The 23,567-nt window shown below is 72.3% G+C and carries 21 protein-coding genes; 13 read left to right on the top strand and 8 right to left on the bottom strand.

Translation table 11 applies throughout. From position 1 onward, the window contains the following. Positions 1 to 31: 31 nt before the first annotated feature. Together TR42_RS03170 and TR42_RS03165 are read right to left on the bottom strand one after the other, a co-directional pair. The gene (locus TR42_RS03170; RefSeq protein ID WP_236623321.1) at positions 32 to 1,492 is read right to left on the bottom strand and encodes a glycoside hydrolase family 43 protein; all 1,461 of its coding nucleotides are present in this window, start codon (positions 1,490 to 1,492) and stop codon (positions 32 to 34) included. Positions 1,493 to 1,719: 227 nt separating this feature from the next. Continuing rightward, the gene (locus tag TR42_RS03165; RefSeq protein WP_052405546.1) at positions 1,720 to 4,101 is read right to left on the bottom strand and encodes a family 43 glycosylhydrolase; all 2,382 of its coding nucleotides are present in this window, start codon (positions 4,099 to 4,101) and stop codon (positions 1,720 to 1,722) included. Between the two features lie 245 nt (positions 4,102 to 4,346). Here TR42_RS03165 and TR42_RS03160 point away from each other — a divergent pair, with 245 nt between their 5' ends. The 5 genes from TR42_RS03160 to TR42_RS03140 all read left to right on the top strand — a co-directional run bounded on the left by TR42_RS03160 (position 4,347) and on the right by TR42_RS03140 (position 9,128). Next, a complete protein-coding gene (locus TR42_RS03160; RefSeq protein ID WP_042213028.1) occupies positions 4,347 to 5,330 on the top strand; it encodes a zinc-binding alcohol dehydrogenase family protein in 984 nt (327 codons plus the stop codon). A 207-nt stretch (positions 5,331 to 5,537) separates the two neighbouring features. Continuing rightward, a complete protein-coding gene (locus TR42_RS03155) occupies positions 5,538 to 7,262 on the top strand; it encodes an FAD-binding protein (protein WP_042212905.1) in 1,725 nt (574 codons plus the stop codon). Between the two features lie 78 nt (positions 7,263 to 7,340). Continuing rightward, a complete protein-coding gene (locus TR42_RS03150; protein WP_042212904.1) occupies positions 7,341 to 8,099 on the top strand; it encodes an SGNH/GDSL hydrolase family protein in 759 nt (252 codons plus the stop codon). Between the two features lie 23 nt (positions 8,100 to 8,122). Beyond that, a complete protein-coding gene (locus tag TR42_RS03145; protein ID WP_042212902.1) occupies positions 8,123 to 8,611 on the top strand; it encodes an NUDIX hydrolase in 489 nt (162 codons plus the stop codon). Between the two features lie 28 nt (positions 8,612 to 8,639). Further along, positions 8,640 to 9,128, top strand: a complete 489-nt coding sequence (locus tag TR42_RS03140; RefSeq protein ID WP_042212900.1) for an NUDIX hydrolase — start codon at positions 8,640 to 8,642, stop codon at positions 9,126 to 9,128. Positions 9,129 to 9,140: 12 nt separating this feature from the next. Here TR42_RS03140 and TR42_RS03135 read toward each other — a convergent pair whose 3' ends face one another. Further along, positions 9,141 to 10,640, bottom strand: a complete 1,500-nt coding sequence (locus TR42_RS03135; protein WP_042212899.1) for a DHA2 family efflux MFS transporter permease subunit — start codon at positions 10,638 to 10,640, stop codon at positions 9,141 to 9,143. Between the two features lie 206 nt (positions 10,641 to 10,846). Between TR42_RS03135 and TR42_RS03130 the strand changes: the two genes are divergently transcribed. The 6 genes from TR42_RS03130 to TR42_RS03105 all read left to right on the top strand — a co-directional run bounded on the left by TR42_RS03130 (position 10,847) and on the right by TR42_RS03105 (position 18,243). Continuing rightward, entirely contained in the window at positions 10,847 to 11,776 is a 930-nt protein-coding gene (locus TR42_RS03130) for a class I SAM-dependent methyltransferase (protein ID WP_143058880.1), read from the top strand. Between the two features lie 21 nt (positions 11,777 to 11,797). Then, positions 11,798 to 12,454, top strand: a complete 657-nt coding sequence (locus TR42_RS03125; RefSeq protein ID WP_236623319.1) for an NADPH-dependent F420 reductase — start codon at positions 11,798 to 11,800, stop codon at positions 12,452 to 12,454. A gap of 2 nt (positions 12,455 to 12,456) precedes the next feature. After that, entirely contained in the window at positions 12,457 to 13,443 is a 987-nt protein-coding gene (locus TR42_RS03120; protein ID WP_042212895.1) for a glycerate kinase family protein, read from the top strand. Between the two features lie 142 nt (positions 13,444 to 13,585). Beyond that, on the top strand, positions 13,586 to 15,469 hold the full coding sequence (locus TR42_RS03115; protein ID WP_052405545.1) for a family 43 glycosylhydrolase: 1,884 nt from the start codon (positions 13,586 to 13,588) through the stop codon (positions 15,467 to 15,469). Next, positions 15,466 to 16,791 carry a glycoside hydrolase family 43 protein gene (locus tag TR42_RS03110; protein WP_074789121.1) on the top strand — a complete coding sequence of 442 codons (1,326 nt, stop codon included), beginning with the start codon at positions 15,466 to 15,468 and terminating at the stop codon, positions 16,789 to 16,791. Before TR42_RS03115 ends, TR42_RS03110 begins: the two co-directional genes overlap by 4 nt. Positions 16,792 to 16,971: 180 nt before the next feature. Next, positions 16,972 to 18,243, top strand: a complete 1,272-nt coding sequence (locus tag TR42_RS03105) for an HNH endonuclease (protein WP_081953135.1) — start codon at positions 16,972 to 16,974, stop codon at positions 18,241 to 18,243. A 69-nt stretch (positions 18,244 to 18,312) separates the two neighbouring features. On the opposite strand, the gene TR42_RS03100 is transcribed toward TR42_RS03105, so the two are convergent. Further along, positions 18,313 to 18,687 (bottom strand): SpoIIAA family protein, encoded by a 375-nt coding sequence (locus tag TR42_RS03100; protein ID WP_042212893.1) that lies wholly within the window; start codon positions 18,685 to 18,687, stop codon positions 18,313 to 18,315. Positions 18,688 to 18,835: 148 nt separating this feature from the next. On the opposite strand from TR42_RS03100, the gene TR42_RS14065 reads away from it, so the two are divergent. Further along, positions 18,836 to 19,570: a class I SAM-dependent methyltransferase gene (locus TR42_RS14065; RefSeq protein ID WP_161786612.1), complete on the top strand. Its 735-nt coding sequence runs from the start codon at positions 18,836 to 18,838 to the stop codon at positions 19,568 to 19,570. A 21-nt stretch (positions 19,571 to 19,591) separates the two neighbouring features. Here TR42_RS14065 and TR42_RS03090 read toward each other — a convergent pair whose 3' ends face one another. Genes TR42_RS03090 through TR42_RS03080 form a run of 3 tightly spaced genes read right to left on the bottom strand, consistent with a single transcriptional unit; the run spans position 19,592 to position 21,942 of the window. Beyond that, positions 19,592 to 20,296, bottom strand: a complete 705-nt coding sequence (locus TR42_RS03090; protein ID WP_042212892.1) for a CE1759 family FMN reductase — start codon at positions 20,294 to 20,296, stop codon at positions 19,592 to 19,594. Continuing rightward, entirely contained in the window at positions 20,293 to 20,751 is a 459-nt protein-coding gene (locus TR42_RS03085; protein WP_042212890.1) for a MarR family winged helix-turn-helix transcriptional regulator, read from the bottom strand. The genes TR42_RS03090 and TR42_RS03085 overlap by 4 nt, the downstream gene beginning before the upstream one ends. Positions 20,752 to 20,754: 3 nt before the next feature. Beyond that, positions 20,755 to 21,942 (bottom strand): CE1758 family FMN-dependent luciferase-like monooxygenase, encoded by a 1,188-nt coding sequence (locus tag TR42_RS03080; RefSeq protein WP_042212889.1) that lies wholly within the window; start codon positions 21,940 to 21,942, stop codon positions 20,755 to 20,757. Positions 21,943 to 22,161: 219 nt separating this feature from the next. On the opposite strand from TR42_RS03080, the gene TR42_RS03075 reads away from it, so the two are divergent. Next, positions 22,162 to 22,806 (top strand): MBL fold metallo-hydrolase, encoded by a 645-nt coding sequence (locus TR42_RS03075; RefSeq protein WP_042212887.1) that lies wholly within the window; start codon positions 22,162 to 22,164, stop codon positions 22,804 to 22,806. On the opposite strand, the gene TR42_RS03070 is transcribed toward TR42_RS03075, so the two are convergent. Next, the gene (locus TR42_RS03070; RefSeq protein WP_042212886.1) at positions 22,803 to 23,561 is read right to left on the bottom strand and encodes a fructosamine kinase family protein; all 759 of its coding nucleotides are present in this window, start codon (positions 23,559 to 23,561) and stop codon (positions 22,803 to 22,805) included. The genes TR42_RS03075 and TR42_RS03070 overlap by 4 nt on opposite strands. Positions 23,562 to 23,567 lie beyond the last annotated feature (6 nt).

Here is a 23,567-nt window from a genome sequence, read left to right as displayed (position 1 = left end):
CGATGCGCGCCCGGCCCCTGTGCTGTCGTGGCTAGGAGGCGTCGACCGCCTGGCGGCCCCAGAGCGGGACGCCCTGCTCGGAGACCACGGTGAGGCCCCAGGTCCAGGCCTCCGCGGTCGGGTTCCACACCGGGGCGAGGACGCCGGAGTAGGTCGCGTCGCCCGCGGTGACGGTGACGGCCGCATCGTCGCCCAGCTCCCACGTGCCCTCGATGCCGCCGGACACGGTGCCGTCCTCCGCGAACGTCGTCTCGACCGAGGTCGGCACCAGCGGCGAGATCACCTTGTCGAAGAGGACCACCTGGTAGGTGCCGGCCGCCTCGTCCGTCGAGACCTCGGTGAGGCTCTCGCCGGCGTAGCGCGCGGGCGAGAGGACGGGCCACCCGTCCTCGTTCATGTAGAGCTGGTGGACGCGGACGTTGTGCATCTCCTCGGTGCCGGTGAAGCGCGAGTGGAAGATGAGGAACGACTCGCCGGTCTCCGGGTCGTCGTACCAGGTGTTGTGGCCAGGGGAGACGTAGCCCTGGTCGCCGCCCACGCCGGAGCCGTCGGCCCACTCGTAGCCGCCGATGAGCTTGACGCCGTACGGCTCGATCGAGACGTCGTCGAAGACCGTGCCGGGCGCGCCCGCGACGGTCGACATGTCGTTGCCCTCGGCGTCGAGGTAGGGGCCGTCGGGGGTCTCGGAGCGCGCGACGCGCAGCTCGTAGCCGCCGCCGGCGTCGAGGCCGCCGAAGGACAGGAACAGGTAGTAGTAGCCCGTCTCCTCGTCGAAGCGGATGTTCGGCGCCTCGATGCGCGAGTGGTTGCCGCCGACGAGGTGCTCGCCGTAGCCCTGGCCCTCGACCGGCAGGCCGGTCTCCTCGTCCATCTCGAGGATGAAGATGCCGCCGGAGTACGAGCCGTAGACCATCCAGAGGTCGCCGTTCTCGTCGTAGAACGCGTCGGGGTCGACGGTGTTGGGGTGGATCGTGGCGTCGTAGATCTCGCCGGCGTTCTCCGACTCCTCGTCCCACATCCCGGACTTGAGGAGGATCTCCTGGTTGACGTACGGTCCGTCGACCTCGTCGGCGATCGCGAGGCCCAGCGCGGACCGCGCCGACGAGCCCTCGCAGGCGTTGTAGTACATCGCGTAGCGGCCGTCCGGCAGCTCGACCACGTCAGCGGCCCAGAGGGTGTCGGACTGGGCCCACTCGAAGGTCTCGGCGAGCTCGGCGCGGATGTCGTCGAACAGGCCCGCGGCATCGGCGTCGCCGACGCTCATGCTGTTCTGCGTCCAGCTCATGAGATCGGTCGTGGAGGCCGAGGCGGCGTGCGAGCCGAAGACCCAGACCTCGTCGTCCGAGGTGACGACCGACGGGTCGTGGACGGTGACCTCGGAGAAGGTCGGGGCGGCCAGGTCCTCGAAGGGGGCCGATGCGCTGCACGCGGTCAGCGTCATGGTGGCGGCGGCGATCGTGGCGGCCGCGGCGGTGGCTCGGGTACGGGTCACGTGGACCTCCTGTGCGTCGTCGGACAGTGCGCGCGACCGGTGCCGCGCGAGGGGAGCTGCCGCGACAGTACATCGTTGTAAATCGGCGGGTCAAACCGCGCGATCCCGGGCTCGGGCCGGACATGGGGCGACGGGTGGGGACGGCGCTCGCTCGGGCGCTCGTCCCCACCCGTCGTGGAGGTCTCGGGGGAGAGACCTCGGGAGGGCTCAGGGGAGCCGGGGGAGGATCAACCCTGGGCCAGCGCTTCCACCTCCTCGGGGGTGAGGACGGCGGTCGACAGGAGCAGCTCGTCGATGTCGCCCTGGAACGGGGTGTCCCACCAGTTGACGCCGAGCGCGAAGACCGCGGTCGGGCTGGTGAGGACGTCGTTGAACGCGCTGTTCGCGCCGACGTCGACGCCGTCGACGTACAGCGTGACCTCGCCCGCGTCGACCGTGAACGCGAGGTGCGTCCACTCGTTCGCCGGGATCAGCTCGCCGGTGAAGCCGTCGTACCAGGTGCCGTTGCTGTTCGACCAGAGCATGGTCTCGCCGTTCCAGCCTTGCGGGACCACGCTGAGGAACTCGAGTCCCGAGCTCGCCGCGAAGAACGCCGTGGTGTACGGGGTGAAGGCGGTCGGACGCAGCCACATCGACACCGAGTAGGTGTCGCCCTGGATCAGGCCGTCGGGCAGCCGCACGCCGGCGGTGCCGTCGAGGTGGAGGGCCGAGCCGCTGACGCCGTCGGCGACGTACGAGATCGCGCCGCCGGTGTTGTCGATGCGGTCGCCCGTGACCGTGGGTGCGGCCAGCGCGCCCTCATCGTCCTGGAGCGTCTCCTCGAAGGACCACGCGCCCACCTGGGCGGCCGCGGGGCGGGCCTTCACCACCACGGTGAAGGTGACCGTCGCGGAGGCCGAGCCGTTGACGATGGTCGCGGTCAGGGCGACCGTCGCATCGTCCTCGCCCTGGGCGGGGCGGGTGACGTCGCCGGTCGTGGAGAGGTGAGCCGGGTCGGAGGACTCCCAGGAGATGGCCGTGCCGCTCGTGCCGGTGGTCGGCAGGTCGAGGTCGGCGACGACGGCGGACGTGTCGCCGAGGTCGAGGTCCGCCACGACGGCGTCGACGGCGGCCTGCGGCGCGAGGGTCTCGACCTGGCGGCCCCAGAGCGAGACGCCGTGGGCGTCCTGGACCGTGAGGCCGACCGTCCACTCCTCGAGGTCCGGATCCCACACGGGTGCGAACACGCCGTCGTAGGTCCCGTCGGAGGTGCGCAGCTCGGCGGTGTCGTGACCGGTGAGCTTCCAGGTGCCGGTGAGGCCGCCCGTGAGCTTGCCGTTCTTGGTGAGGGTGACGTCGACGGGGAGGGCCGGCTCGGCGCTGATCTCGGTGCCGAGGTCGACGATCTGCCACGTGCCCACGACCTCGTCGCGCTTGACCTTGCGGTCGGTCTCGCCCGCGTAGCGCTGCGGCGACACCACGGGCCAGCCGTTCTCGTTCATGTACATGCGCTGGACGCGGACGTTGTGGACCTCGCCGGTGTCGGGGAAGCGCGAGTGGAAGACGATGTACGAGTCGCCGGTGTCCGGGTCGTCGTACCACGAGGTGTGGCCGGGGGAGACGTAGCCCGAGCCGGAGCCCGTGCCGGGGTCGCCGACCTCGCGGGTGAAGAGGTAGCCGTCCATGATCTTCACGCCGTACGGCTCGATCGAGTCGTCGTCGAACAGCGTGCCCTCGGCGCCCTTCACCGTCGACATGTCGTGGCCGTTGGCGTCGACGTAGGGGCCGTCCGGGCTCTCGGAGCGGGCGACGCGGACCTCGTAGCCGCCGTCGGCGCCCAGGCCGCCGTAGGACAGGAACAGGTAGTAGTAGCCGGTCTCCTCGTCGTAGCGGATGGTCGGCGCCTCGATGCGGGCGTGGTTGCCGCCCACGAGGTGCTGGCCGTAGCCCTGGCCGTGAAGCGGCTTGCCGGTCTCGGGGTCCATCTCGAGGATGAAGATGCCGCCGGAGTATGAGCCGTAGACCATCCACAGGCCGCCCTCGGCGTCGAAGAAGACGTCGGGGTCGACCGCGTTGGGGTGGACGGTCGCGTCGTAGATCTCGCCGGGGTTCTCCGACTCCTCGTCCCACATCCCGGACTTCAGCAGGATGCCGAGGTCCTCGTACGGACCGTCGACCTCGTCGGCCACGGCGACGCCCAGCGCCGAGCGGGGGGAGTCGCCCTTGCAGGCGTTGTAGTACATGTAGTACTTCCCGTCGGCGAGCTGGATGACGTCCGCCGCCCACAGGGTGCTGGTCTGGGCCCACTCGAAGGTCTCCGCGAGCTCCGCGTAGATGTCCTCGAACAGCGGGCTGTCCGGGTCCTGGCTGAGGTCGACCGAGTGCTGGGTCCAGCTCATGAGGTCGGTCGTGTACGCCGAGGCGGCGTGCGAGCCGAAGACCCAGATCTCGTCACCCGAGGTGACGACAGAGGGGTCGTGGACCGTGACCTCGGAGAAGGTCGGTGCGGGTGCTGCGCTCGGATCCGGCTTGCCGGTCGCGACGGCAGCCCAGGCGGGTGCGGCGATCGCGAGGCTCGCGGTGGCGGCGGCCGCCCCGAACGCGAGGCGTGTGCTGCGGCTGAGGGCCACGTCATCTCCTGTTCATCGTTGGACAGAGACGGGCGGGGTCGTCGTCGACCTCGTCCCGCCGCGACCCTACAACGATGTAGAACCTGGGGCAAGAGGGGCGAAGGGGTGGATTTCGACGATGCTTCGACGAGGCCTCGGCCGCCGTTCGGCGCGGCGAGGGGAGGCGCCGCTCGGGCGCCGTCTCGGGGGCAGGCGCGGACGCGCGCGAGCGCCGCACCGGTGCTTCACTGGTGGCGGAGGTGTCCATGGAGGCATGGGTGACCCGCGACGGCGCGCTGGCTCGCGAGCGCGTGCCCGACCCCGTCCCGGGTCCCGACGAGCTGCTCGTCGAGGTCGAGGCGTGCGGCGTGTGCCGCACCGACCTCCATGTGATCGACGGCGACCTGCCGGTGCATCGTCCCGGCGTGATCCCCGGCCATCAGGTGGTCGGCACCGTGGTCGGCGCGGGGGACGCGGTGCGGTCGGTGGGGTTCGGCGACCGCGTGGGCGTCGCGTGGCTCCACCGCACCTGCGGCACGTGCCGGTGGTGCCGTTCCGGCCGCGAGAACCTGTGCCCCGAGGCGACCTTCACCGGCTGGGACCACGACGGCGGCTACGCCGCGCTGCTCACCGTCCCCGAGGCCTACGCCTACCCCATGCCGCATGACGACGAGGCGCTCGCGCTCGCGCCGCTGCTGTGCGCCGGGATCATCGGCTACCGCGCGCTGCGCCGCGCGAACCTGCCTCCCGGGGGAGTGCTCGGCATCTACGGCTTCGGTTCGAGCGCGTCGATCACCGCGCAGCTCGCGAAGGCCGCCGGCGCCACGGTGGTCGCGATCACGCGGGGTGCGCGCAACCAGGCGCTCGCGCGCGAGCTCGAGGTCGACTTCGTCGGCGACGAGGCCGCGAACCCGCCCGAGCTGCTCGACTCCGCGATCGTGTTCGCGCCCGTGGGTGCGATCCTCACCCAGGCGCTCGACGCCACCGTGCGGGGCGGGACCGTGGTGAGCGCGGGGATCCACATGTCGCCCATCCCGGAGATCGACTACGACCGCTCGCTGTTCTACGAGCGCGACCTGCGCTCCGTCGCGGCCAACACACGTTCGGACGGTGCCGAATTCCTCGCGCTCGCACGGAACCTGCGGCTCGCGCCCGCGGTCAGCACCTACGGCTTCGGGGGCGTGCCGGACGCGCTCGCGGACCTGCGCGAGGGTCGCGCCCGCGGCTCGCTCGTGGTGCGCATGGGCTGAGCCCGCCCGTCGCGCGTCGATTCCCAATGACGCATGTGCCGCACGTGCTCCGTGGGGCTGGTGAGGTCGTCGCATCGTCCCTTGCGCATCATGGTTCACGCGTGTCATTGGGAATCGCCCCAGCCCTTCAACCGGACAACCCTGTCCGGTAATGTCGTGACCACCAACCGGACAACGCTGTCCGGTGCTGACTCGAAGGGGAGCGACATGGCGGAATGGGACGAGGAGGTCGACCTCCTGGTGGTCGGCACGGGAGCCGGAGCGATGTCCGCGGCGATCGCGGCCGCGGACGAGGGGCTCGCGGTGCTGGTGGTCGAGGCCTCCGACAAGTGGGGCGGATCGACCGCGATGAGCGGCGGCGGCTGCTGGCTGCCCACTCATCCGGGCATGAAGGAGATCGGCGTCGAGGACTCCGAGGACAAGGTGCTGACCTACATGGACGCGTGCGTCGGCGCGCCCGAGGAGGTCGGACCCGCATCGTCCCTCGAGCGTCGTCACGCCTTCGTGCGGACCGCTCCCGTGGTGCACTCCTGGCTCGAGGATCACGGGCTCGTGTGGAAGACCGCGAAGAAGTACCCCGAGTACTACCCGGATCTGCCCGGCGGCATCGCGGGCGGACGGACCGTCGAGCCCGCCCCGTTCGACGTGAAGAAGCTGGGCGCCTGGTACGGCCACGCGCGCGAGACGCTGCCCCCGGGGCTGCCGCTGTTCGCGGGCGACACGTACCTGCTCGCGCGGTCGTGGTCGACGTTCTCGGGCATGATCGGCGGCGCCAACCTCGTGTTCCGCGCGCTGGGCGGAGCGGTGACGGGCAAGAAGCTCACGGGCCTGGGCATGTCGCTCGCGGCGCGGCTCATGTACATCGCGAAGGAGGAGCAGGGGACCGAGGTGCGGCTCGAGTCGCCGCTGGTCGACCTCGTCGTCGAGAAGGGCGTCGTGGTCGGCGCGGTGATCGGCGGTCCCGAGGGCGATCGCCGCATCCGCACGCGCGTGGGCGTGCACCTCGGCGCGGGCGGCTTCGACCACAACGCCGAGTGGCGCAAGACGTACCAGGGCCTCGACGACGAGCAGTCGTCCGGCAACCCCGCCAACCTCGGGGGTGCGATCGAGATCGCGATGCGGCACGGAGCCGACGTCGCGCTCATGGACGACGCGTGGTGGGGCCCCTCGGTCGCGCCCACCAGCAAGGGCGGTCCGACGTTCATCGTGTCCGAGCGGTCGATGCCGTTCTCGATGGTCGTCGACCAGGAGGGCAGCCGCTATGTCAACGAGTCGACCAGCTACGTCGACTTCGGCCACGCGATGATCGAGCGCGGCCTGGAGCGGACGAACCACAGCTGGATGATCCTCGACGTGCGGCACCGCCGCCGCTACCTCAACAACGCGTTCCTCATGGGCTCGAAGACCTTCTACGAGGAGGGCGTCGCCGTCAAGGCGGACACGCTCGAGGAGCTCGCCGAGAAGATGGGGGTCGACAAGGCGACGTTCAAGGCGACCGTCCAGCGCTTCAACAGCTTCGCGCGCAAGGGCGTCGACGAGGACTTCGGGCGCGGTCACGACGCCTACGACACCTACTACGGCGACCCGACGCACGGCCCCAACCCCAACCTCGGCGAGATCGCGCGCGGCCCGTTCGTCGCGCTCAAGATCGTGCTCGGCGACCTCGGCACCAAGGGCGGCCTGCTCACCGACGAGGACGCGCGCGTGATCAACGCGAAGGGCAAGGTCATCGAGGGCCTGTACGCGGCGGGCAACACGTCGGCCTCGGTCTGCGGTCGCACCTATCCGGGTGCGGGCTCGACGCTCGGCCCGGCGCTCGTCTTCGGCTACCTCGCCGGCCGTCACGCTGCGACGCGTGCGGCGGAGATCGGGCTCGGCGACGCGACCGACCGCGCGGTCGGGGCACCCGCCGAGGAGTCCGCGAAGGCCTGATGCAGTGGGGCGGCGGCCACGGGGCTCCGTGGCCGCCGCGCTGCTCGCCCGCCCGTCGAGCCGCTATGGTCGGCTGGCGTGAGATACGTGGCGATCGGAGACAGCTTCACCGAGGGAGTCGGGGACCCCCGGCCCGACGGGACGATGCGCGGATGGGCGGACCTCGTGGCGATCGGCCTCGCGTCCGCGCACGGCGACGTCGAGTACGCGAACCTCGCGATCCGCGGGCGGCTCCTCGAGCCGATCGCGACCGAGCAGTGCGACGCGGCGCTCGCGCTCGACCCGCTGCCCGACGTCATGACCTTCAACGGCAGCGGCAACGACATGATGCGGACCGGCTGGGACGATGCGCGCATCGAGGCCCTCACCCGGCGCGTGGTCGACCGCACCGCCGAGGCCGGCGTGAGCCTCGTCATCCTGTCGGGCCCGGACCCGACCGAGCGGCTGCCGCGCGGGCGCATGTTCTCCGAGCGCGCCGACGTCCTCATGTCGCTCATCGACGTCATCGCCGAGGAGCACGCGCACGTGACCTTCGTCGACAACTACCGCGATCCCGAGATGCGCCGGGCCGCGTACTGGGACCAGGACCGTCTGCACCTCAACCCGCTCGGCCACTCGCGGGTCGCCGCGCGCGTGCTCGCGGCGATGGGGGTCGAGAGCGACCTCCCCGTCGCGCCGGCCGGCGACCCGCGACGCCCCGGAGTCGTCGAGGAAGCGCGCTACGTGGGCCGGTACGTGCTGCCGTGGATCGGGCGTCGCCTGACGGGCCGCTCGTCGGGCGACGGGCGCACCCCCAAGCATCCCGGGTGGACCAGGATCGAGGCCCCGAGCGGCTGAGGCGCGCACGGTAGCGTGGCGGCATGGCGACACCCGAGTTCATCCTCGATCTGCGCGAGAAGATCGGCACCGACCTCCTGTGGCTCCCCGGGGTGACCGCCGTGGTCCTGCGGCCCTCGCCCGAGCGTGAGGGCGGGCGCCAGGTGCTGCTGGTCCGCCGTGCGGACAACGGCGCGTGGACGCCCGTGACCGGGATCATCGATCCGGGCGAGGAGCCGGCGGTGGCCGGCGCCCGCGAATGCCTCGAGGAGACCGCGGTCGTCGCGGAGCCCGAGGCTCTCAAGCGGGTGAACGCGCTGCCCGAGATGACCTACGAGAACGGCGACCGCTCGCAGTACCTCGACCTCACGTTCCGCTTCCGCTACGTCAGCGGCGAGCCTCATCCCGCGGACGGCGAGAACCTCGAGGCCGCGTGGTTCGAGCTCGACGCGCTGCCGGAGATGTCCGAGGAGATGGCGGCCCGGGTCGCGGCGGGCGCCGCCCCCGGCGACGTGTGCGCGTGGGCCTGGTGACGCGGCGCTCCCCTCGGTAGCGTGAGGCATGGCCACCCCCGAGTTCATCCTCGAGCTGCGCCGGAAGGTCGGCTCGCACCCGCTGTGGATCATGAGCGCGACGGCCGTGGTGGTCCGTCCCTCGCCTGACCGGCCGGGCGTCCGCCAGGTGCTCCTCGCGCATCGGCCCGACTTCGCGGTGTGGGCGACGGTCGGCGGGATCATCGACCCGGGGGAGCAGCCCGCGGTCGCGGCCGCGCGCGAGTGCCTGGAGGAGGCCGATGTGGTCGCCGAACCCGAGGCGCTCGCCTGGGTGCACGTGCAGGAGCCCGCGATCTACCCCAACGGCGACCGGGTCCAGTTCCTCGACCTCACGTTCCGTTGCCGCTACGTGAGCGGCGAGCCTCATCCTGCGGACGGCGAGAACTCCGAGGTCGCGTGGTTCGACGAGGACGCGCTGCCGCCGCTGTCGCTCGAGATGCGGCACCGCGTCGCGGCGGTGCTCGCGGGCGACGAGGTCACCCGCTTCGAGGCGTGAGTCCGCACAGGCTCAATGGGCGGCGTGGCCGGGTCCGGGCGAGTCCGCCGGCCGTTGGATGAAGAACGATGCGGCGACCGCGCCCGTGGCGAGGATGGCCGCCACGAGGTACGCGGCGCGGATCCCGGTGGCCTCCGCGATGACGGCGTCGACCCCCGCGCTCTCCTGCGAGGCCGCGACGGCGGCCATCGTCGACACGAACAGCGCGGTGCCCGCGGCGCCGGCGACCTGCTGCACGGTCGAGACGGTCGCCGAGCCGTATGCGTAGAGGTGCGGGGGGAGCGACCCGAGGCTCGCCGCGAAGAGCGGGGTGAACATGAGCGCGAGCCCGGCGCTCATGGTGACGTGGCACGCGAGGAGCACCCACCACGGGGTCGACTCCGACAGCACGAACGCGAACGACCACAGGACGCCCGCGACGAGCGCCGCGCCGGGGATGAGCAGGGGGCGTGGACCGATCCTGTCCACCGCGCGGCCGATGCCCGGCGCGCACAGGCCCATGAGCAGGCCTCCGGGCAGCAGCAGCAGGCCGCTCTGGAGGACGGTGAGCCCCAGCACGTTCTGCATGAACAGCGGCAGCAGGATGATCATCCCGAACAGCGACATCATGAGGATGACGAACATCACGATCGACACCGCGAACGTGGGCACCCGGAAGGTGCGCAGATCGAGCAGCGCGTCGTCGATGCGCTGCAGCACCAGCTGGCGCCACACGAACAGCGCGAGCGCGACCGCGCCGACACCGAGCGACGCGAAGGCCGAGGCGGGCACGGAACCGCCACCTGCCTCGCCGATGCGGCTGAGCCCGAACACGATCCCGCCGAAGCCGAGGGCCGAGAGCACCACGGACAGGATGTCGATGGGCACGTCCGTGGGCTCGGTGACGTTGCGCACGAGCCGCCACCCGAGCGCGAGCACCGCACCGGCGATCGGCAGCACGAAGACGAACATGAAGCGCCACGGCAGCACGCTGAGGATGAGGCCGGACATGGTCGGACCGATCGCGGGCGCGACAGCGATCACCACCGAGATCGAGCCCATGCGGCGCCCGCGCGTCTCCGGCGGCTCGAGCTGCATGACGGTGGTGATGAGCAGCGGCAGCATGATCGCGGTGCCGGAGGCCTGCACCACGCGCGCGATCAGGAGCACCTCGTAGCCGGGGGCGAGCGCCGCGATGAGCGTGCCGGACACGAAAAGCGACATCGCGGTGAGGAACACCGGCCGGGTGTGGAAGCGGCGCAGCAGGAAGCCTGTCACCGGGATGACGATCGACATGGTGAGGAGGAAGGCCGTGGTGAGCCATTGCGCGTCGACCGCGGAGATCGCGAGGTCCTCCATGAGGTGCGGGATCGCGACGCTCATCACGGTCTCGTTGAGGATCACCACGAACGCCGCGACGATGAGCACCCAGATCACCGCGTTGTCGCGTCGCGAGACCGCGTGCGGGACCCCCGCGGGCGGCGCCGGGCGGCCGCGCGGCTCGGGATCGCGGGTCGCGAGGTCGTCGGTCATCCCGCCATTGTGCGCCCGGCCTCCGACAACGGGGGGAGGGACGCCTGACCCGGGGTCGATCCGTGAGGCGGATCAAGGCCCGCGATCCGTTCGCCTTGCCGAAACACCAGCGCGGTCATAACATCGTGATACCGACGCCGGCGGGGCAACCCGTCGGCATTCTCGTCCTGGGGGACCGCCGGCCGGCGGGGGATGCGGAGGTTCTGATGGTGCACACGGCTGAGGGGGCCGCGCTGCGCTTCGCGAAGCGTGACGTGCGGATGAACGGGGCCGCGTTGGACCCGTCAGGGCTGAGGGTTCTGCGAGTGGCGGTGGACGACGAGTCCGCCGTCGGGAGGCAGGATGCCGATGCGCATCCCTCGCCGGTCTCGACCCCGGCGTTCGCGGAGTGGTCCGCCCGCCTGGGCACGGCCGCCGCGATGCCCAACGTCTACATGCCCGAGGCGCCGCGCCTGTCGCGGCCGGGTGCGGGGCCGACCGTCTTCACGGGAGCACCCGTGGATGCGCTCACGCGGCGCTACCTCACGGTCGCCCGCGACGCCGTCGCGCTGCGCGCCCGTGCCCGTCTCGCGCAGTGGCTCGCGGTGCGCTCGGCGATCGATGTCGGGCGCCCGGTGCGGTGGACCAGCTTCGGATGCGGCCCCGCGGTCGCGCTCATCGCCGGCGCCGCCGAGGCGCGCGAGGCGGGCGCCGACCCTCGGGTCACGTTCGTGGACACCTGCGAGGACTCGCTGGGGGTGACGAGGCGGCTGCTCGCCGCGCACAGCGTGGACGCCGAGCAGCATCGCTTCCTCACGAGGGGCGAAGCGCTCGCCTCCCTCGATCCGCCGATCGAGACGGAGTCCCAGGACTTCGTCGAGGCGCTCGACCTGCTGGTCGAGCGCTCGGGCGAGGCCGCCGCGCAGGCGCTGTCCCACGTCTTCTCCCTGGTCCGTCCGGGAGGGGCGATGGTGATGTCCGCGATGCTCGCGGACAGGCCCGCGGCGGACTCCGGGGCGGCGTGGCCGGTCGCGCCGAGGTGGTCGCTCGACGACGTCGCGGCGCTGATCCGGCAGGCGGGGATCGCCGTCGCCGACGCGATGGCCTACCTCACCGACGACGGCGTGTACGCCCTGATCGAGATCGAGAAGCTCTGACCCGCGGGTAGCCTCGGGCGCGTGGACGATGCGCACGTGGGCGGGCCCGCGCCCGTGCCCGCCTCCGTCGGGATCCTCGGGCGGGGCAGGGTCGGCGCCGTCCTCGCGCGCCTGGCGCGGGACGCGGGGCTCGACGTCGCCACCGCATCGTCCGCGGACGACCCGGCCGAGGCATGTACGCGTGACGTGGTGGTGCTCGCGATCCCGCTCGGGAGGTTCCGTACGCTGCCCGCGCCGCTGCTGCGCGGGCGGCTCGTGGTCGACGCGATGAACTACTGGTGGGAGCTCGACGGCGCCCGTCCCGAGCTCGACGACCCGACCACGTCGACCTCGGAGACCGTCGCCGCGTTCCTCGACGGCGCCCGGGTGGTGAAGGCGCTCAACCACGCGAGCGTGTGGGAGCTGGAGAACCTCGCGCTGCCCGCCGGGCACCCGGACCGCCGAGGCATCGCGGTCGCGGGTGACGATCCGGGAGACAGGGCCGCGGTCGCGGCGCTGGTCGACGCGCTCGGCTTCGACCCGGTCGACGCCGGCCCGCTCGCGGCCGGCGTGGCCTTCGAGCCTCCGACCGACGCCTTCGGCTCCGACGCGACGGCCGAGGAGCTGCGCGAGATGCTCGCGCGCTTCCCGCGCTCGCAGCGGGGGCGTGTGGTCGCACGGGCGCGGAGCCGGGGCTGACGATGCGCGTCGTGGTCGCCCCGGACGCGTTCAAGGGCACCTGTCCCGCGGAGCGTGCGGCGGCCGCGATCGCCCGCGGGTGGCGGGGCGTCAGGCCGGACGATGCGGTGGTCGAGATCCCGCAGGCCGACGGCGGCGAGGGCACCCTCGAGGCCGTCCGTGGCGCGCTGCCCGCGGCGGTGCTGCGTGATGCGGGGCCGGTGACGGGACCGGACGGAGCGGAGGTGCCGGGCGCGTGGCTCGACCTCGGGGACGGCACCGCGGTGTGCGAGCTCGCGACCGTCGCGGGGCTGACCCTGATGGCGAGGCCCGATCCGCTAGGCGCGACGTCGCGCGGTCTCGGGGAGGTGATGGCGCATGCCATCGACGCGGGGGCGACGCGGCTGGTGATCGCGCTCGGTGGCTCGGCCTCGACCGACGGCGGGCTGCCGGTGCTCGAGGCGCTCGGGGATCGGCGCCCGCCGCCGGGCGGCGCGACCGTGCTGTGCGACGTGCGCGCGCCGCTGCTCGGCCCCGGGGGCGCGGCGGCGGTGTTCGGGCCCCAGAAGGGGGCGTCGGCCGCGGACGTGGTCGCGCTCGAGGCGCGGCTCCGGTCCGTCGCGGCTCGGCTGGGCGCGGATCCGCACGCCCCGGGCGCGGGCGCCGCGGGCGGGGTCGGCTACGCGCTGCTCGCGTGGGGCGCGACGCTCGTCGAGGGTGCGCCCGAGGTCGCGCGCGTGACGGGCCTCGACCGGGAGGGGGCGGGCGCCGGGGTCGTCGTCACGGGGGAGGGGCGCTTCGACGCGCAGTCGTCGATGGGCAAGGTGGCGGGGCATGCGCTCGCGACCTTCCCGCGCGTCGCGGTGATCGCGGGCGAGATCGCGGCGGACCCAGGGGTGCCGTCCGTGGAGCTGACCGCGCTCGCGGGCTCGCGCGAGGCGGCGATGGCGGATGCGGAGCGGTGCCTCGAGGAGGCCGGGCGGCGCCTCGCGCGCACGCTCTCCGGGTGACCTTCTTCACGTCGGCCGATGCGGCCGCCCGGCAGCGTTGGAGCCCCGGCGGTAAACGATGTAAATTCTTCTCAGCCCGCACGCGCCGCGCATCCCCCGCGCCGCGCGGGCGCCCGCACCTCAGACTCGAAGGAGAGCGCCAGTGACCGACTCGATGGAGCGCCGCGTCCGCGCCTACCACCGCACGCCCACCACGACCGCCGAGGCGAACAACGAGGACGTCGCGCTCAGCATGCACCTCGCGCTCGAGGGCCCCGACGGCTTCGCGCCTCTCTTCGACGACTACGGCATCTTCTTCCCGCTCGTGTCCGAGACCCCCGCGGCGGCCGGGACCACCGAGGAGATCATGCGATCCCTCACCGACCCGCACCTGTTCGACCTCGCCGACGGCGGCTTCGGCGTCGTGGCGACGCGCGTGCTGCGCGGCGGCGAGCCCGACGGCACGGAGCGGTCGAGCGTCCTCGTCGCGACGTCGCCCGACCTGCTCTCCTACACCGAGCTCGGGCTGCTCGACCTCGGCACGACCGGCGGCGTGCATCGTCCCGCCGCACGCTACGACGCGGAGAGCAAGACCTACCTCGTGTCCTGGACGGACGATGCGGGCGAGGCCTGGCACGCGGCGGTCGGCGATCTCGCCGACGCGGCATCGGTCAGCCCCGCGGAGCCCGGCGCGGTCGACGGCCTCGAGCACGGCGCCCCCGTCGCGGCCTCGGCCGAGGTCGCGCGCGGCCTCGAGGTGCGCTTCGGCCCGATCGTCAACACCGGCGCGCGCGCGCTGCCCGCGGTCGAGGTCGCGCCCGGCGCCGAGGTGACGGTCGCGGACCTGCCCGCGCGCCTCGAGCTCGACTACAGCGACGGCTCCGCGGGCTCCCTCGCGATCGCATGGGACGCCGCCGCGCTCGTGGCCGTCGACACGGCCGTCCCCGGGACGTACGAGGTGACCGGTCGCGTCCGCCAGGAGGTCTACCCGACCCCGTTCGCGGACGAGCGCGCCGACCCGAGCGTCTACCGCTTCGACTTCAACGGCGTCGAGAAGTTCCTCATGATCGCGACCAAGGACCTCCACATGGATCCGGTCAGCAACGCCGGAGAGCCCGTCGGGATGCCCATCCGCATGGCCGACCGCATCGAGGACCTCTCCGACGACGCCCTCGAGGCCGGCCGCGTGACCGAGGTGGACCTGCTGGTCCACGGCTCGCTCGACGCCGAGGGCGAGCCCATGACCGGCTGCTTCTGGGCGCCCGAGATCCACATGATCGACGGCACGCTGTCGATCCTCTTCATGCCGTCCTACGGAGACCCGACGGACATGTGGACCGGTCGCGCGAGCATCGTCCAGCTGCGCAAGGACGAGGCGGGGAACCACCTCGACCCGACCGTGCCCGAGCACTGGACGGCGACGCGCCACGTCGTCTGCGCCGACGGCTCGGCGCTCAACAAGATCCAGGGCATCTCGCTCGACATGACGTACTTCGAGGACTCGGGCACGCACTACTACGCCTGGCAGATGCTCGGCAGCGTGTTCATCGCCACGATGGACCCCGCCGAGCCGACCCGCCTCACCTCGGAGCCGGTCCGCATCATCGCTCCCGAGTACGCGTGGGACAACTTCATCGCGGAGGGCCCGAACGTGCTGGTGCGCGACGGCCGCCTGTGGATGCTCTACTCCGGCTCGACCGTGGGCGACAGCTACACCACCGGCCTGGTGACCGCGACGGCGGGCGAGGGCGTCGACCTCACCGACCCGGCCGCGTGGACCCGGCTCAACTACCCGATCCAGAAGTCGGGCCCGTTCAACGGCGAGATGCAGCTGGGCACCGGCCACGGCATGTGGTCCGAGGACCAGGACGGCAACCTGCTCTACGTCTTCCACGCGCGCACCGACCACAAGGGCCTCACCGGTCGCGACATGTTCGTGCGCCGCGTCCACTTCGCCTCGGACGGCATGCCCGTGCTCGACATGGAGACCGACGAGGAGCTCCTGCCCGAGCTTCGCGAGGTCGCCGTGACGGTGACCGTGCGATGAGCCCGCATCCCGAGGGCGATCAGCCCTACGGCTACCTCATGGTCCACTTCCTCGAGGACCCCGAGGGCTACGCCGAGAAGATCTACCTCGACCTCTCGGACGGCGACGACCCCGAGCGATGGCTCCCGCTCAACGGCGGACGGCCCATCCTCGCCTCGCACCTCGGGACCACGGGCGTGCGCGACCCGCACCTCACGTACAACCCGCAGACCGGCACGTACTTCATCCTCGGCACCGACCTGCGGGTCTTCGGCGGGGACGAGGCGGGCTGGGGAGCGTGGTCGCGCGGCTACTCGACCCGGATGAACGTGTGGGAGTCGCGCGACCTCATCACGTGGTCGCCGCTGCGGCAGCTCGACGTCGCGCTCGGCCCGTCGGGGGAGCCCGCTGAGGGGGCGCCCGAGATGGGCATGATGTGGGCCGCCGAGACGACATACGTCGAAGACTTCCACGGCGAGGGCCAGGGCGCGTTCGTCGTGTACTGGACCTCGACGGTGGGCGACCACCAGGTGATCCTGTGGGGCACCACCACCGACTTCACCCAGGAGACCTGGGCCTTCGGCGGCGTGCTGCTCGACCAGGGCGACGACACGATCGACACCACGATGATCCAGCACGGCGGCCGCACCTACCGCGTGACCAAGGACAACGGGGCGACGCGTCGCGGCCTGTTCATGGAGGTCACCGACGAGAAGCGGTGGTGGGAGCCGGGCGCGCGGTGGCGCGAGGTCCAGACCCGCATCGGCGAGGGCTACGCCGCCGGCCACGGCGTCGAGGGCCCGACGATGTTCAAGGCGCACGGCGAGGACCGCTGGTACCTCTACGTCGACGTGATCCCGTCGATCGGCTACCGCCCGATGGTGTCGACGGACCTCGAGGCGCCGACGCCGTGGGTGCCGCTCGAGAGCGAGCGCTATCACCTGCGCGTGTCGACCAAGCACGGCGGCGTCCTGGGCCTCACCCGGGCGCAGCACGATGCGCTTCAGCGGGCCGATGCGGCGGGCCCGGTGAAGACCGACCTGGGGGTCGTGGCCGCGCCGGTGGGCACGTCGCCCGAGGCGCTGCGCTCGGCGCTGCCGCCGTTCGCGGAGGCCCGTCTCCACGCCGGTGGCACGGCGCAGTTCCCGGTCGAGTGGGATCTCGAGGACCTCGACAGCAGCGTCCCCGGCGATCACGGCATCCGGGGGTACCTGCGCGGGACGCTCGGCGCGAACGTCAACGCCTGGACGGGCAAGGACGGCTCGACCGCGTGGGACGCCGAGGGCAAGGTGCCGTTCAGCCGTACCGCGCTGACGGTGGGCGCGCAGGTCGAGATCGGCTGACGCGCGTCGGACGTGGCGGGCGCTGTGCGCCTCGGCGTGCGCCCCTGCGAGGGCCTCGGCGTGGGCCTCGGCGTGGGCCTCGGCGGCGATGTCCCCAGGCCGGAAGACAGTCTGCAAATCCACAGGTACCAGGGATGATATCCGAGGTCGAGTGTCAGACCCCCGTGATGAACTTGCCTCATGACCTTCTCTGCGGCTCGACTGGTGGCGGCGATCGCCGCGCTGCGCGGCTTCGAGGGGCGCGACCTCGGGGCGCTGTCCGCCGAGGAGCTCGCCCTGTTCGAGGAGGCGTCGGCGGCGGTGTACCGCCATGCCGGCGTCGCGGTCGCGGCGGGCGCCGCCGAGTCGATGCGGCGCTCGTGCGGCGCGCACGGCTCACCGAAGCCCAGCGATGTGAAGGGGCGGCGCCGCGAGACGGCTCAGCGCCTCGGGATCGATGAGCGAGGCGCCCAGCAGTTCATCGACGCGGGTGGCGATCCTGAGGCGTCGCGGCACAAGGTGGTCCGCCGAGCGTTCCGCGGCGGCCGCATCGGTGCCGCCGCGGTCGAGGTGCTCGAGCGCACCCTCGACACGATCGGCGACGTCCCTGAGGGGCTCGAGGCGCGGCTCGTCGCAAAGGCGGAACGGCTCACGCTGCGCGAGCTGCGTCGTGCGTGCGAGCAGGCGATCGCGTTGCATGACCGTGCCTCGCTCGAGGAGAAGGAGCGCCGGCACCGTGACCAGCGCGAGCTGCTGGTCGGCCGCGACCACGACGGCATGGTGACCCTGCGGGCCCGGCTCGACGCCGCATCGGCCGCGCCCGTGCTCGCGCTGCTCGACGCTCAGGTGAGGGACGTGCTCCAGCGACGCCGTGACGACCGCGTGGCCGCCGCCGGTGACGCGAGGACCGCGGGACAGATCCGGGCCGATGCGCTGGTGGCGCTGGCGCAGCACTGCCTCGGATGCGCCGAGCCGGGGAGCGGGGTCCGCTCCGAGGTCGTCGTACGGCTCGACCACGAGGCGCTCGAGACCGGTCTCGGCGTCGGCACGTGCGACTCGCTCGGCGGGCCGATCAGCGCCTCGACCCTTCGCCTCATGGCCGTGGATGCCGCTGTGATCCCTTCCGTGCTCGGCGGTGACGGCCTCCCGCTGGACTGGGGTCGCAGCCGGCGTCTCTTCGCCGCACCGCAGCGCAAGGCCATCGCCGAACGCGATGGAGGGTGCGCCTGGTGCCTCGCCCCGCCGACATGGTGCGTCGTCCACCACGTGAGGTTCTGGAGCGACGGCGGTGGCACGGACCTCGACAACGGCGTGCTCCTCTGCACGGGATGTCACGTCCGGCTGCACTCGACCGAGTGGGAGCTGGAGCTTCGGAACGGGCTGCCGTGGCTCATCCCGCCCGCTGCGGTGGACCCCGACCGGACCCCGATCCGCGGAGGGGTCGCGCGCCTCGATCCGCACGCGATCCCGTGACCGGGGGAGAGCTCCGCCCTCGGCGAGGGACCGGCGGCGAGACGTGTCACCCGTGCGTCGAGCCGTCGCTCACTCGGGCGAGGCGCTCGCCCAGTCGACCGCCTCGCGCTCGGCGTCCGTGGGGAAGATCCGCACGTGCCCCGGGAGCACGAACGACAGCAGGTGGATCACCTCGGCGATCAGAGCGTGATCGGTCACCAGCGCGAGGCGCCCCCACGAGTCGTGCGGCTGCGCCTCGAGCCGGAGGTCCTCCCACAGCGCTCCGACCGAGTAGCGGTCGAACTCGCGGCCGAGGATGTAGACCACGTTGACCGGGGTGCCCGTGGCGATCGCCCGGTCGAGCGCGGGATCGAACACGGCGCGGTAGTCCTCGGCGGAGACCAGCCCGGTCGCCCGGAACCCGACGGTGTGCTCGGGCATGTCCGGCAGCTCGTGAAGAGGCATGCCTCCATCCTCGTCCCGGACGCGGCGGTCTGCCAGGCGAGAGCCTGCCCCCCACGCTCTCGCGCATCGGCGTAGCCTGAAAGGAGGAGCAAGCCCTTCCGCCCGTGGACCCGGACACCTCCGGACCGGCCTGGAAGGAGGCATGGTCATGAACAGGTCTGCAGTGGTGGCGGGCACGGTGGTGGCGGGCGGCATGGCCGTCGCCGCGTCGGTGAGACCGATGAAAGCGCACCTCGCCGAGGGCACTCTGCCTGGACGGGTCGGCAGCTGGATCAACTCCGAGATGGGGCGACCCATGTACCGGCTGATGGCGCAGGCGGCGGGGATCGGTCCCGACGACTCGGTCCTCGATGTCGCATGCGGCTGGGGCGGGTTCCTGGTCGACTACGCCGCGCAGGCGCGCCGCGTCGCGGGGATCGACTGGTCGGAGGCCAAGGTCGGACTCGCCCGCAGGCGCCTCGCCGAGAGGATCCTCGACGGCACCGCCGAGGTGGTTCACGGCGATGCGACCGTGCTGCCGTGGCCGGCCGACACCTTCATGGTGGTGACGCTCATGGATGCGTTCCCGTTCCTCCCGGACCCGGCTCGTGCCTTCTCGGAGATGCTGCGGGTGCTGACACCCGGCGGTCGGGCGGCTGTCCAGCTGGGTATGCGCTGGCCGGACGGGATGCCTGAGCATGTGATGCATCCGACGTCGGACGCGGTGGACCCGTCCGACGAGGACGCGATCCGGCTCATGTTCGAGGAGGTCGGTTTCGCCGACGTCAGGATGGTCTACGGCTCGGGAGGGGACTCCGCCAGGGGCAAGGCGATCAGCCGGGCGTTGGTGGGCTCCGACGAGCTGCGGGTGGTGCACGCGGAGAAGCCGGCCACGGAGGGGTGACCTCCGCGGCCGGTCCCGCGGTCAGCCCTTGCGGGGGTCGAACGGGTCGTCGTCGGTGCTCGGGCGCAGCGAGCCGCCAGTCGCGAGCCTCATGAGGTCCGAGCCGAGGTCGATGCCGAGCTCCGTGCCGCCGCCCGAGCCGTAGGAGTGCTGGTACGCGCCCCAGGCGTCGTCCCTCACGGCCCGGGCGAAGCCCGACTCCATGAGGAGGACCAGCTCGCGCGCGGCGCGGTCGATGCGCGTCGCGAGCGCGGTGTCCGTCCAGTCCTCCGTGGAGGCGAACAGGCTGGTCGGGACCGGCAGCGCACGGAGGTAGGCGAAGAGCGCGCGCATCTCCTCGTCGACCACGAGCGCGTGGCGCGCCGTCCCCGCGGTCGCGGCGAGGATCACGGGCTTGCCGATGAGGAGGTCGTTGTCGAGCACCTGGAAGAAGCTGGTGAACAGCCCCGAGGCGCCCGCCTTGTAGACCGGCGCCGCGGCGATGACCGCGTCGGCTGCGAGCAGGGCGTCGACCGCGCGCGCGAAGCGCGGGCCCAGCAGCTGGCTCGACAGCGCCGCGGGCAGCTCCTGGAGCAGCTCGCGGAGGTCGATGGTGGTCACGGAGACGGCGTGGCCGCGCTCCTTCGCGAGGGTGGTGACGCGCTGGGTGGCGCGATCGGCGAGCAGGCGGGTGGACGACGGGTCGGAGACGCCGGCGCTCACCACCACGAGTCGGAAGTCGGTCACGGGAGCTCCTCGGGGTCGATCGTGAGCTTGAGGGAGAGGGACTCGAGGAGCGCGAGCTCCTCGTCGGTGAGGCGGGACGTGAGGGCCGCGGCGACGGAGGCCCCGTGCGCGCGGCCGATGCGCCGCTGGAGGGCGCGGCCCTCGTCGGTGAGCGTGAGGTTGGCGGCCCGCGCGTCGCGGGGGTCCGCGCAGCGGGAGACAAGCCCCCGCTCGACCAGGCGGTCGACCAGCCGTGACAGCCCCGGCTGGCTCAGCAGCACGTGGCCGCCGAGGTCGCCGAGCCGCTGCGGGCTGTCGCACTTGGACAGCGTGTAGAGGACGTCGTACTCGCGCATCGTGAGGCCGTGCCAGACGTCCTCCGCGGTGAAGCGCCGCATGAGCACGCCGTGCGCGCCCAGCGCGGCCTCCCACGCATCGTTCGCGAGCCGCGTGCGGCCGCGGGTCCGGGTCTCCATGGCCTAGAGAGTGGGGTAGGAGTCGACGGCCGACTCCGAGTCCTGGTAGGGCGAGCCGCCCGTGACGTTGTCGCCGCGGTTGGCGTTGGGGCGCGGCTGGCGCGGGGTCGCGTCGCCGTACTTGGCCTTGACGAGGTCGGCGTGCGACGGCGGGTTCGACGGGGCCTCGGGGTCGCGGCGCGACTCGAGCTCCTCGCGCAGGACCGGCACCACGTGCTCGCCCAGCATGTCGAGCTGGTGCAGGACCATGTCGACGGGGAGGCCGGCGTGGTCGATGAGGAACAGCTGGCGCTGGTAGTCGCCGAAGGCCTCGCGGAAGGTGAGGGTCTTGTCGATGACCTCCTGCGGGCTGCCGACGCTGAGCGGCGTCATCTCCTCGAAGTCCTCCATGCGCGGGCCGTTGCCGTAGACGGGCGCCTCGTCGAAGTAGGGGCGGAACTGGTCGTGGGCCTCCTGGCTGTTCTTCGCGATGAAGGCCTGGCCGCCGAGGCCGACGACGGCCTGCTTGCGCGTGCCGTGGCCGTAGTGCTCGAAGCGCTGGCGGTAGAAGGTGATGAGCCGCTTGTAGTGCTCCTTGGGCCAGAAGATGTTGTTCGCGAAGTAGCCGTTGCCGTAGAAGGCGGCCTGCTCGGCGATCTCGGGGGTGCGGATCGAGCCGTGCCACACGAACGGCGGGACGTCGTCGAGCGGGCGCGGGGTCGAGGTGAAGCCCTGCAGCGGGGTGCGGAACTGGCCCTCCCAGTCGACCACGTCCTCGCGCCACAGGCGGTGGAGCAGGTTGTAGTTCTCGAGCGCGAGCGGGAGCCCCTGACGGATGTCCTGACCGAACCACGGGTACACCGGCGCGGTGTTGCCGCGGCCGAGCATGAGGTCCATGCGGCCCTTGGCGAGGTGCTGGAGCATCGCATACTCCTCGGCCAGGCGAACCGGGTCGTTGGTGGTGATGAGCGTGGTGGAGGTGGTGACCGTGAGGGTCTTCGTGAGCGCCGCGATGTGCGCGAGCAGCGTGGTGGGGGAGGAGCTGAAGAACGGCGGGTTGTGGTGCTCGCCGATCGCGAAGACGTCCAGCCCCACCTCCTCGGCGTGGACGGCGATCTTGACGATGTTCTCGATGCGCTCCGCCTCGGAGGGCGTGCGGCCGCTGACCGGGTCGCGGGTGATGTCCGAGACGGACATGATGCCGAACTGCATGGTGTGCCTCCGTGGGGGATTGAGGGCTGCTCGTGCCGGAAGGGTTCCGGTCGCTGCCGCCGATTATATGCGTACGCATGTAACTAACGCGACCGTGCGGGATTCATTCCCGTCTGTCCCTCCACCTCCCCGGTCGGGACGCCCAGTACTGGTCCTGCGTCCCTTCCGCAGCCCGGCGGGACGCTCAGGTCTGGTGGACCGTTGTGATGGACTGGGCCCATGCGCCTCACCAAGCACGCCCACGCCTGCGTCGAGATCTCCACGGACGACGGCCACGTGCTCATCGACCCGGGCGTCTACGCGCCGAAGGCGGCCGAGCTCATCGCCGAGACCGACGCGATCCTCCTCACCCACGAGCATCCCGACCATGTCCATGCCGAGGCGATCCTCGCCGCGCTGGCGGCGCGCCCCGGTCTGCGCGTCTGGGGCCCCGCGGCGGTGGTCGGGGAGTGGGTCGCGCGGTTCCCGGCGCAGGTCGTCGCGGTGGCCCCGGGCGACGCCTTCGGAGCGGGCGGGCTCGACGTGACGGTGCACGGCGGGCTTCACGCGGTCATCCATCCGGACCTCCCGCGCTTCGTCAACGTGGGGTACCTCGTGGACGGCCGGATCTATCACCCGGGCGATTCGTACGAGGCGCCGGGCGTCGGGGTCGAGGTGCTGCTGGTGCCGGTCAGCGGGCCGTGGGCCCGTTTCGGCGACGCCGCGGACCTCGTGCGGGCGGTCGCGCCCGCGCGCGCGATCCAGATCCACGACGCGATGCTCTCCGAGATCGGGATCGCGTCCGCCACGCGGTTCCTCAGCGCGGGCGCGCTCGTGAAGGTCGACGTCGAGCACCTCGCGCCGGGGGAGTCCGTGGAGATCTAGGCCAGGCGCAGGACCGCCTGTGCGGCCTCGGCGAGCGCGACCCCGTAGCCGCGCCCGTGGCCCGCGGCGTGGACCGCGAGCGGATGGAGCTGATGCAGCGGCACGCGCGCCCGCCAGCCGGGCCGCAGCGGCGACGCCTCCTGGTAGCCGGCCAGAGCATCGTCCAGGAACGGCAGCCCGAAGAGCGCGAGCATCGCGAGGTCGGTCTCGGGATGACCGCCATGCGCGGCGGGGTCGATGAGCACCGCGCCGTCGGGCGAGAAGAGCACGTTGCCGGCCCACAGGTCGCCGTGGATCCGGGCGGGCGGGGCATCGTCGTCGAAGACGCCGCCCGCGATGACGTCGCAGGCCTCGTGGACGATGCGGGCCTCGTCCTCGCGCAGGAATCGCGCCTCGAGCGCGGGGGCGAGGAACGGTCGCACGCGTGCCTCGGCGTAGAACGCGCCCCAACTCTCGTGGACGAGCGCCGGCATCTCGCGGCTGCCGATGAACAGCGGGCCCTCCCAGCCCCCCGGGCGCGCACCGAACGCGGGCGCGCCGGCGGCGTGGGTTCCGGCGAGGTCGCGGCCGAAGGCGCGGGCCGCGCTCGCGGTCGGGGGAGCGTGCTCGATGCGCTCGAGGACGATGCGGCCGGGGCCGACGTCCAGCACCCGCGCCACCCGCGCGCCGCCCGCGGCCGCGAGCCAGCGCAGGCCCGCCGCCTCGGCCTCGTAGAAGCCGGGAGGGGCGGTGCGGCTGGTCTTGACGTGGGTCATCGGACC

This window comes from Demequina mangrovi (assembly GCF_000759715.1).
In the GTDB taxonomy this organism is placed as follows: domain Bacteria; phylum Actinomycetota; class Actinomycetes; order Actinomycetales; family Demequinaceae; genus Demequina; species Demequina mangrovi.
The sequence above is the reverse complement of the archived record's forward strand: the minus strand, read 5'-3'. Positions and strand labels throughout refer to the sequence as shown.

What these genes read in the sequence shown, in the direction of transcription:
- TR42_RS03140 (WP_042212900.1), top strand. Translation starts at nt 8,640, where the DNA reads ATGGCCACCCCCGAGTTCATCCTCGAGCTGCGCCGGAAGGTCGGCTCG.
- TR42_RS03135 (WP_042212899.1), bottom strand. Translation starts at nt 10,640, where the DNA reads ATGACCGACGACCTCGCGACCCGCGATCCCGAGCCGCGCGGCCGCCCG.
- TR42_RS03145 (WP_042212902.1), top strand. Translation starts at nt 8,123, where the DNA reads ATGGCGACACCCGAGTTCATCCTCGATCTGCGCGAGAAGATCGGCACC.
- TR42_RS03075 (WP_042212887.1), top strand. Translation starts at nt 22,162, where the DNA reads ATGCGCCTCACCAAGCACGCCCACGCCTGCGTCGAGATCTCCACGGAC.
- TR42_RS03080 (WP_042212889.1), bottom strand. Translation starts at nt 21,942, where the DNA reads ATGCAGTTCGGCATCATGTCCGTCTCGGACATCACCCGCGACCCGGTC.
- TR42_RS03110 (WP_074789121.1), top strand. Translation starts at nt 15,466, where the DNA reads ATGAGCCCGCATCCCGAGGGCGATCAGCCCTACGGCTACCTCATGGTC.
- TR42_RS03120 (WP_042212895.1), top strand. Translation starts at nt 12,457, where the DNA reads ATGCGCGTCGTGGTCGCCCCGGACGCGTTCAAGGGCACCTGTCCCGCG.
- TR42_RS03105 (WP_081953135.1), top strand. Translation starts at nt 16,972, where the DNA reads ATGACCTTCTCTGCGGCTCGACTGGTGGCGGCGATCGCCGCGCTGCGC.
- TR42_RS03085 (WP_042212890.1), bottom strand. Translation starts at nt 20,751, where the DNA reads ATGGAGACCCGGACCCGCGGCCGCACGCGGCTCGCGAACGATGCGTGG.
- TR42_RS03100 (WP_042212893.1), bottom strand. Translation starts at nt 18,687, where the DNA reads ATGCCTCTTCACGAGCTGCCGGACATGCCCGAGCACACCGTCGGGTTC.
- TR42_RS03155 (WP_042212905.1), top strand. Translation starts at nt 5,538, where the DNA reads ATGGCGGAATGGGACGAGGAGGTCGACCTCCTGGTGGTCGGCACGGGA.
- TR42_RS14065 (WP_161786612.1), top strand. Translation starts at nt 18,836, where the DNA reads ATGAACAGGTCTGCAGTGGTGGCGGGCACGGTGGTGGCGGGCGGCATG.
- TR42_RS03130 (WP_143058880.1), top strand. Translation starts at nt 10,847, where the DNA reads ATGGTGCACACGGCTGAGGGGGCCGCGCTGCGCTTCGCGAAGCGTGAC.
- TR42_RS03160 (WP_042213028.1), top strand. Translation starts at nt 4,347, where the DNA reads ATGGAGGCATGGGTGACCCGCGACGGCGCGCTGGCTCGCGAGCGCGTG.
- TR42_RS03070 (WP_042212886.1), bottom strand. Translation starts at nt 23,561, where the DNA reads ATGACCCACGTCAAGACCAGCCGCACCGCCCCTCCCGGCTTCTACGAG.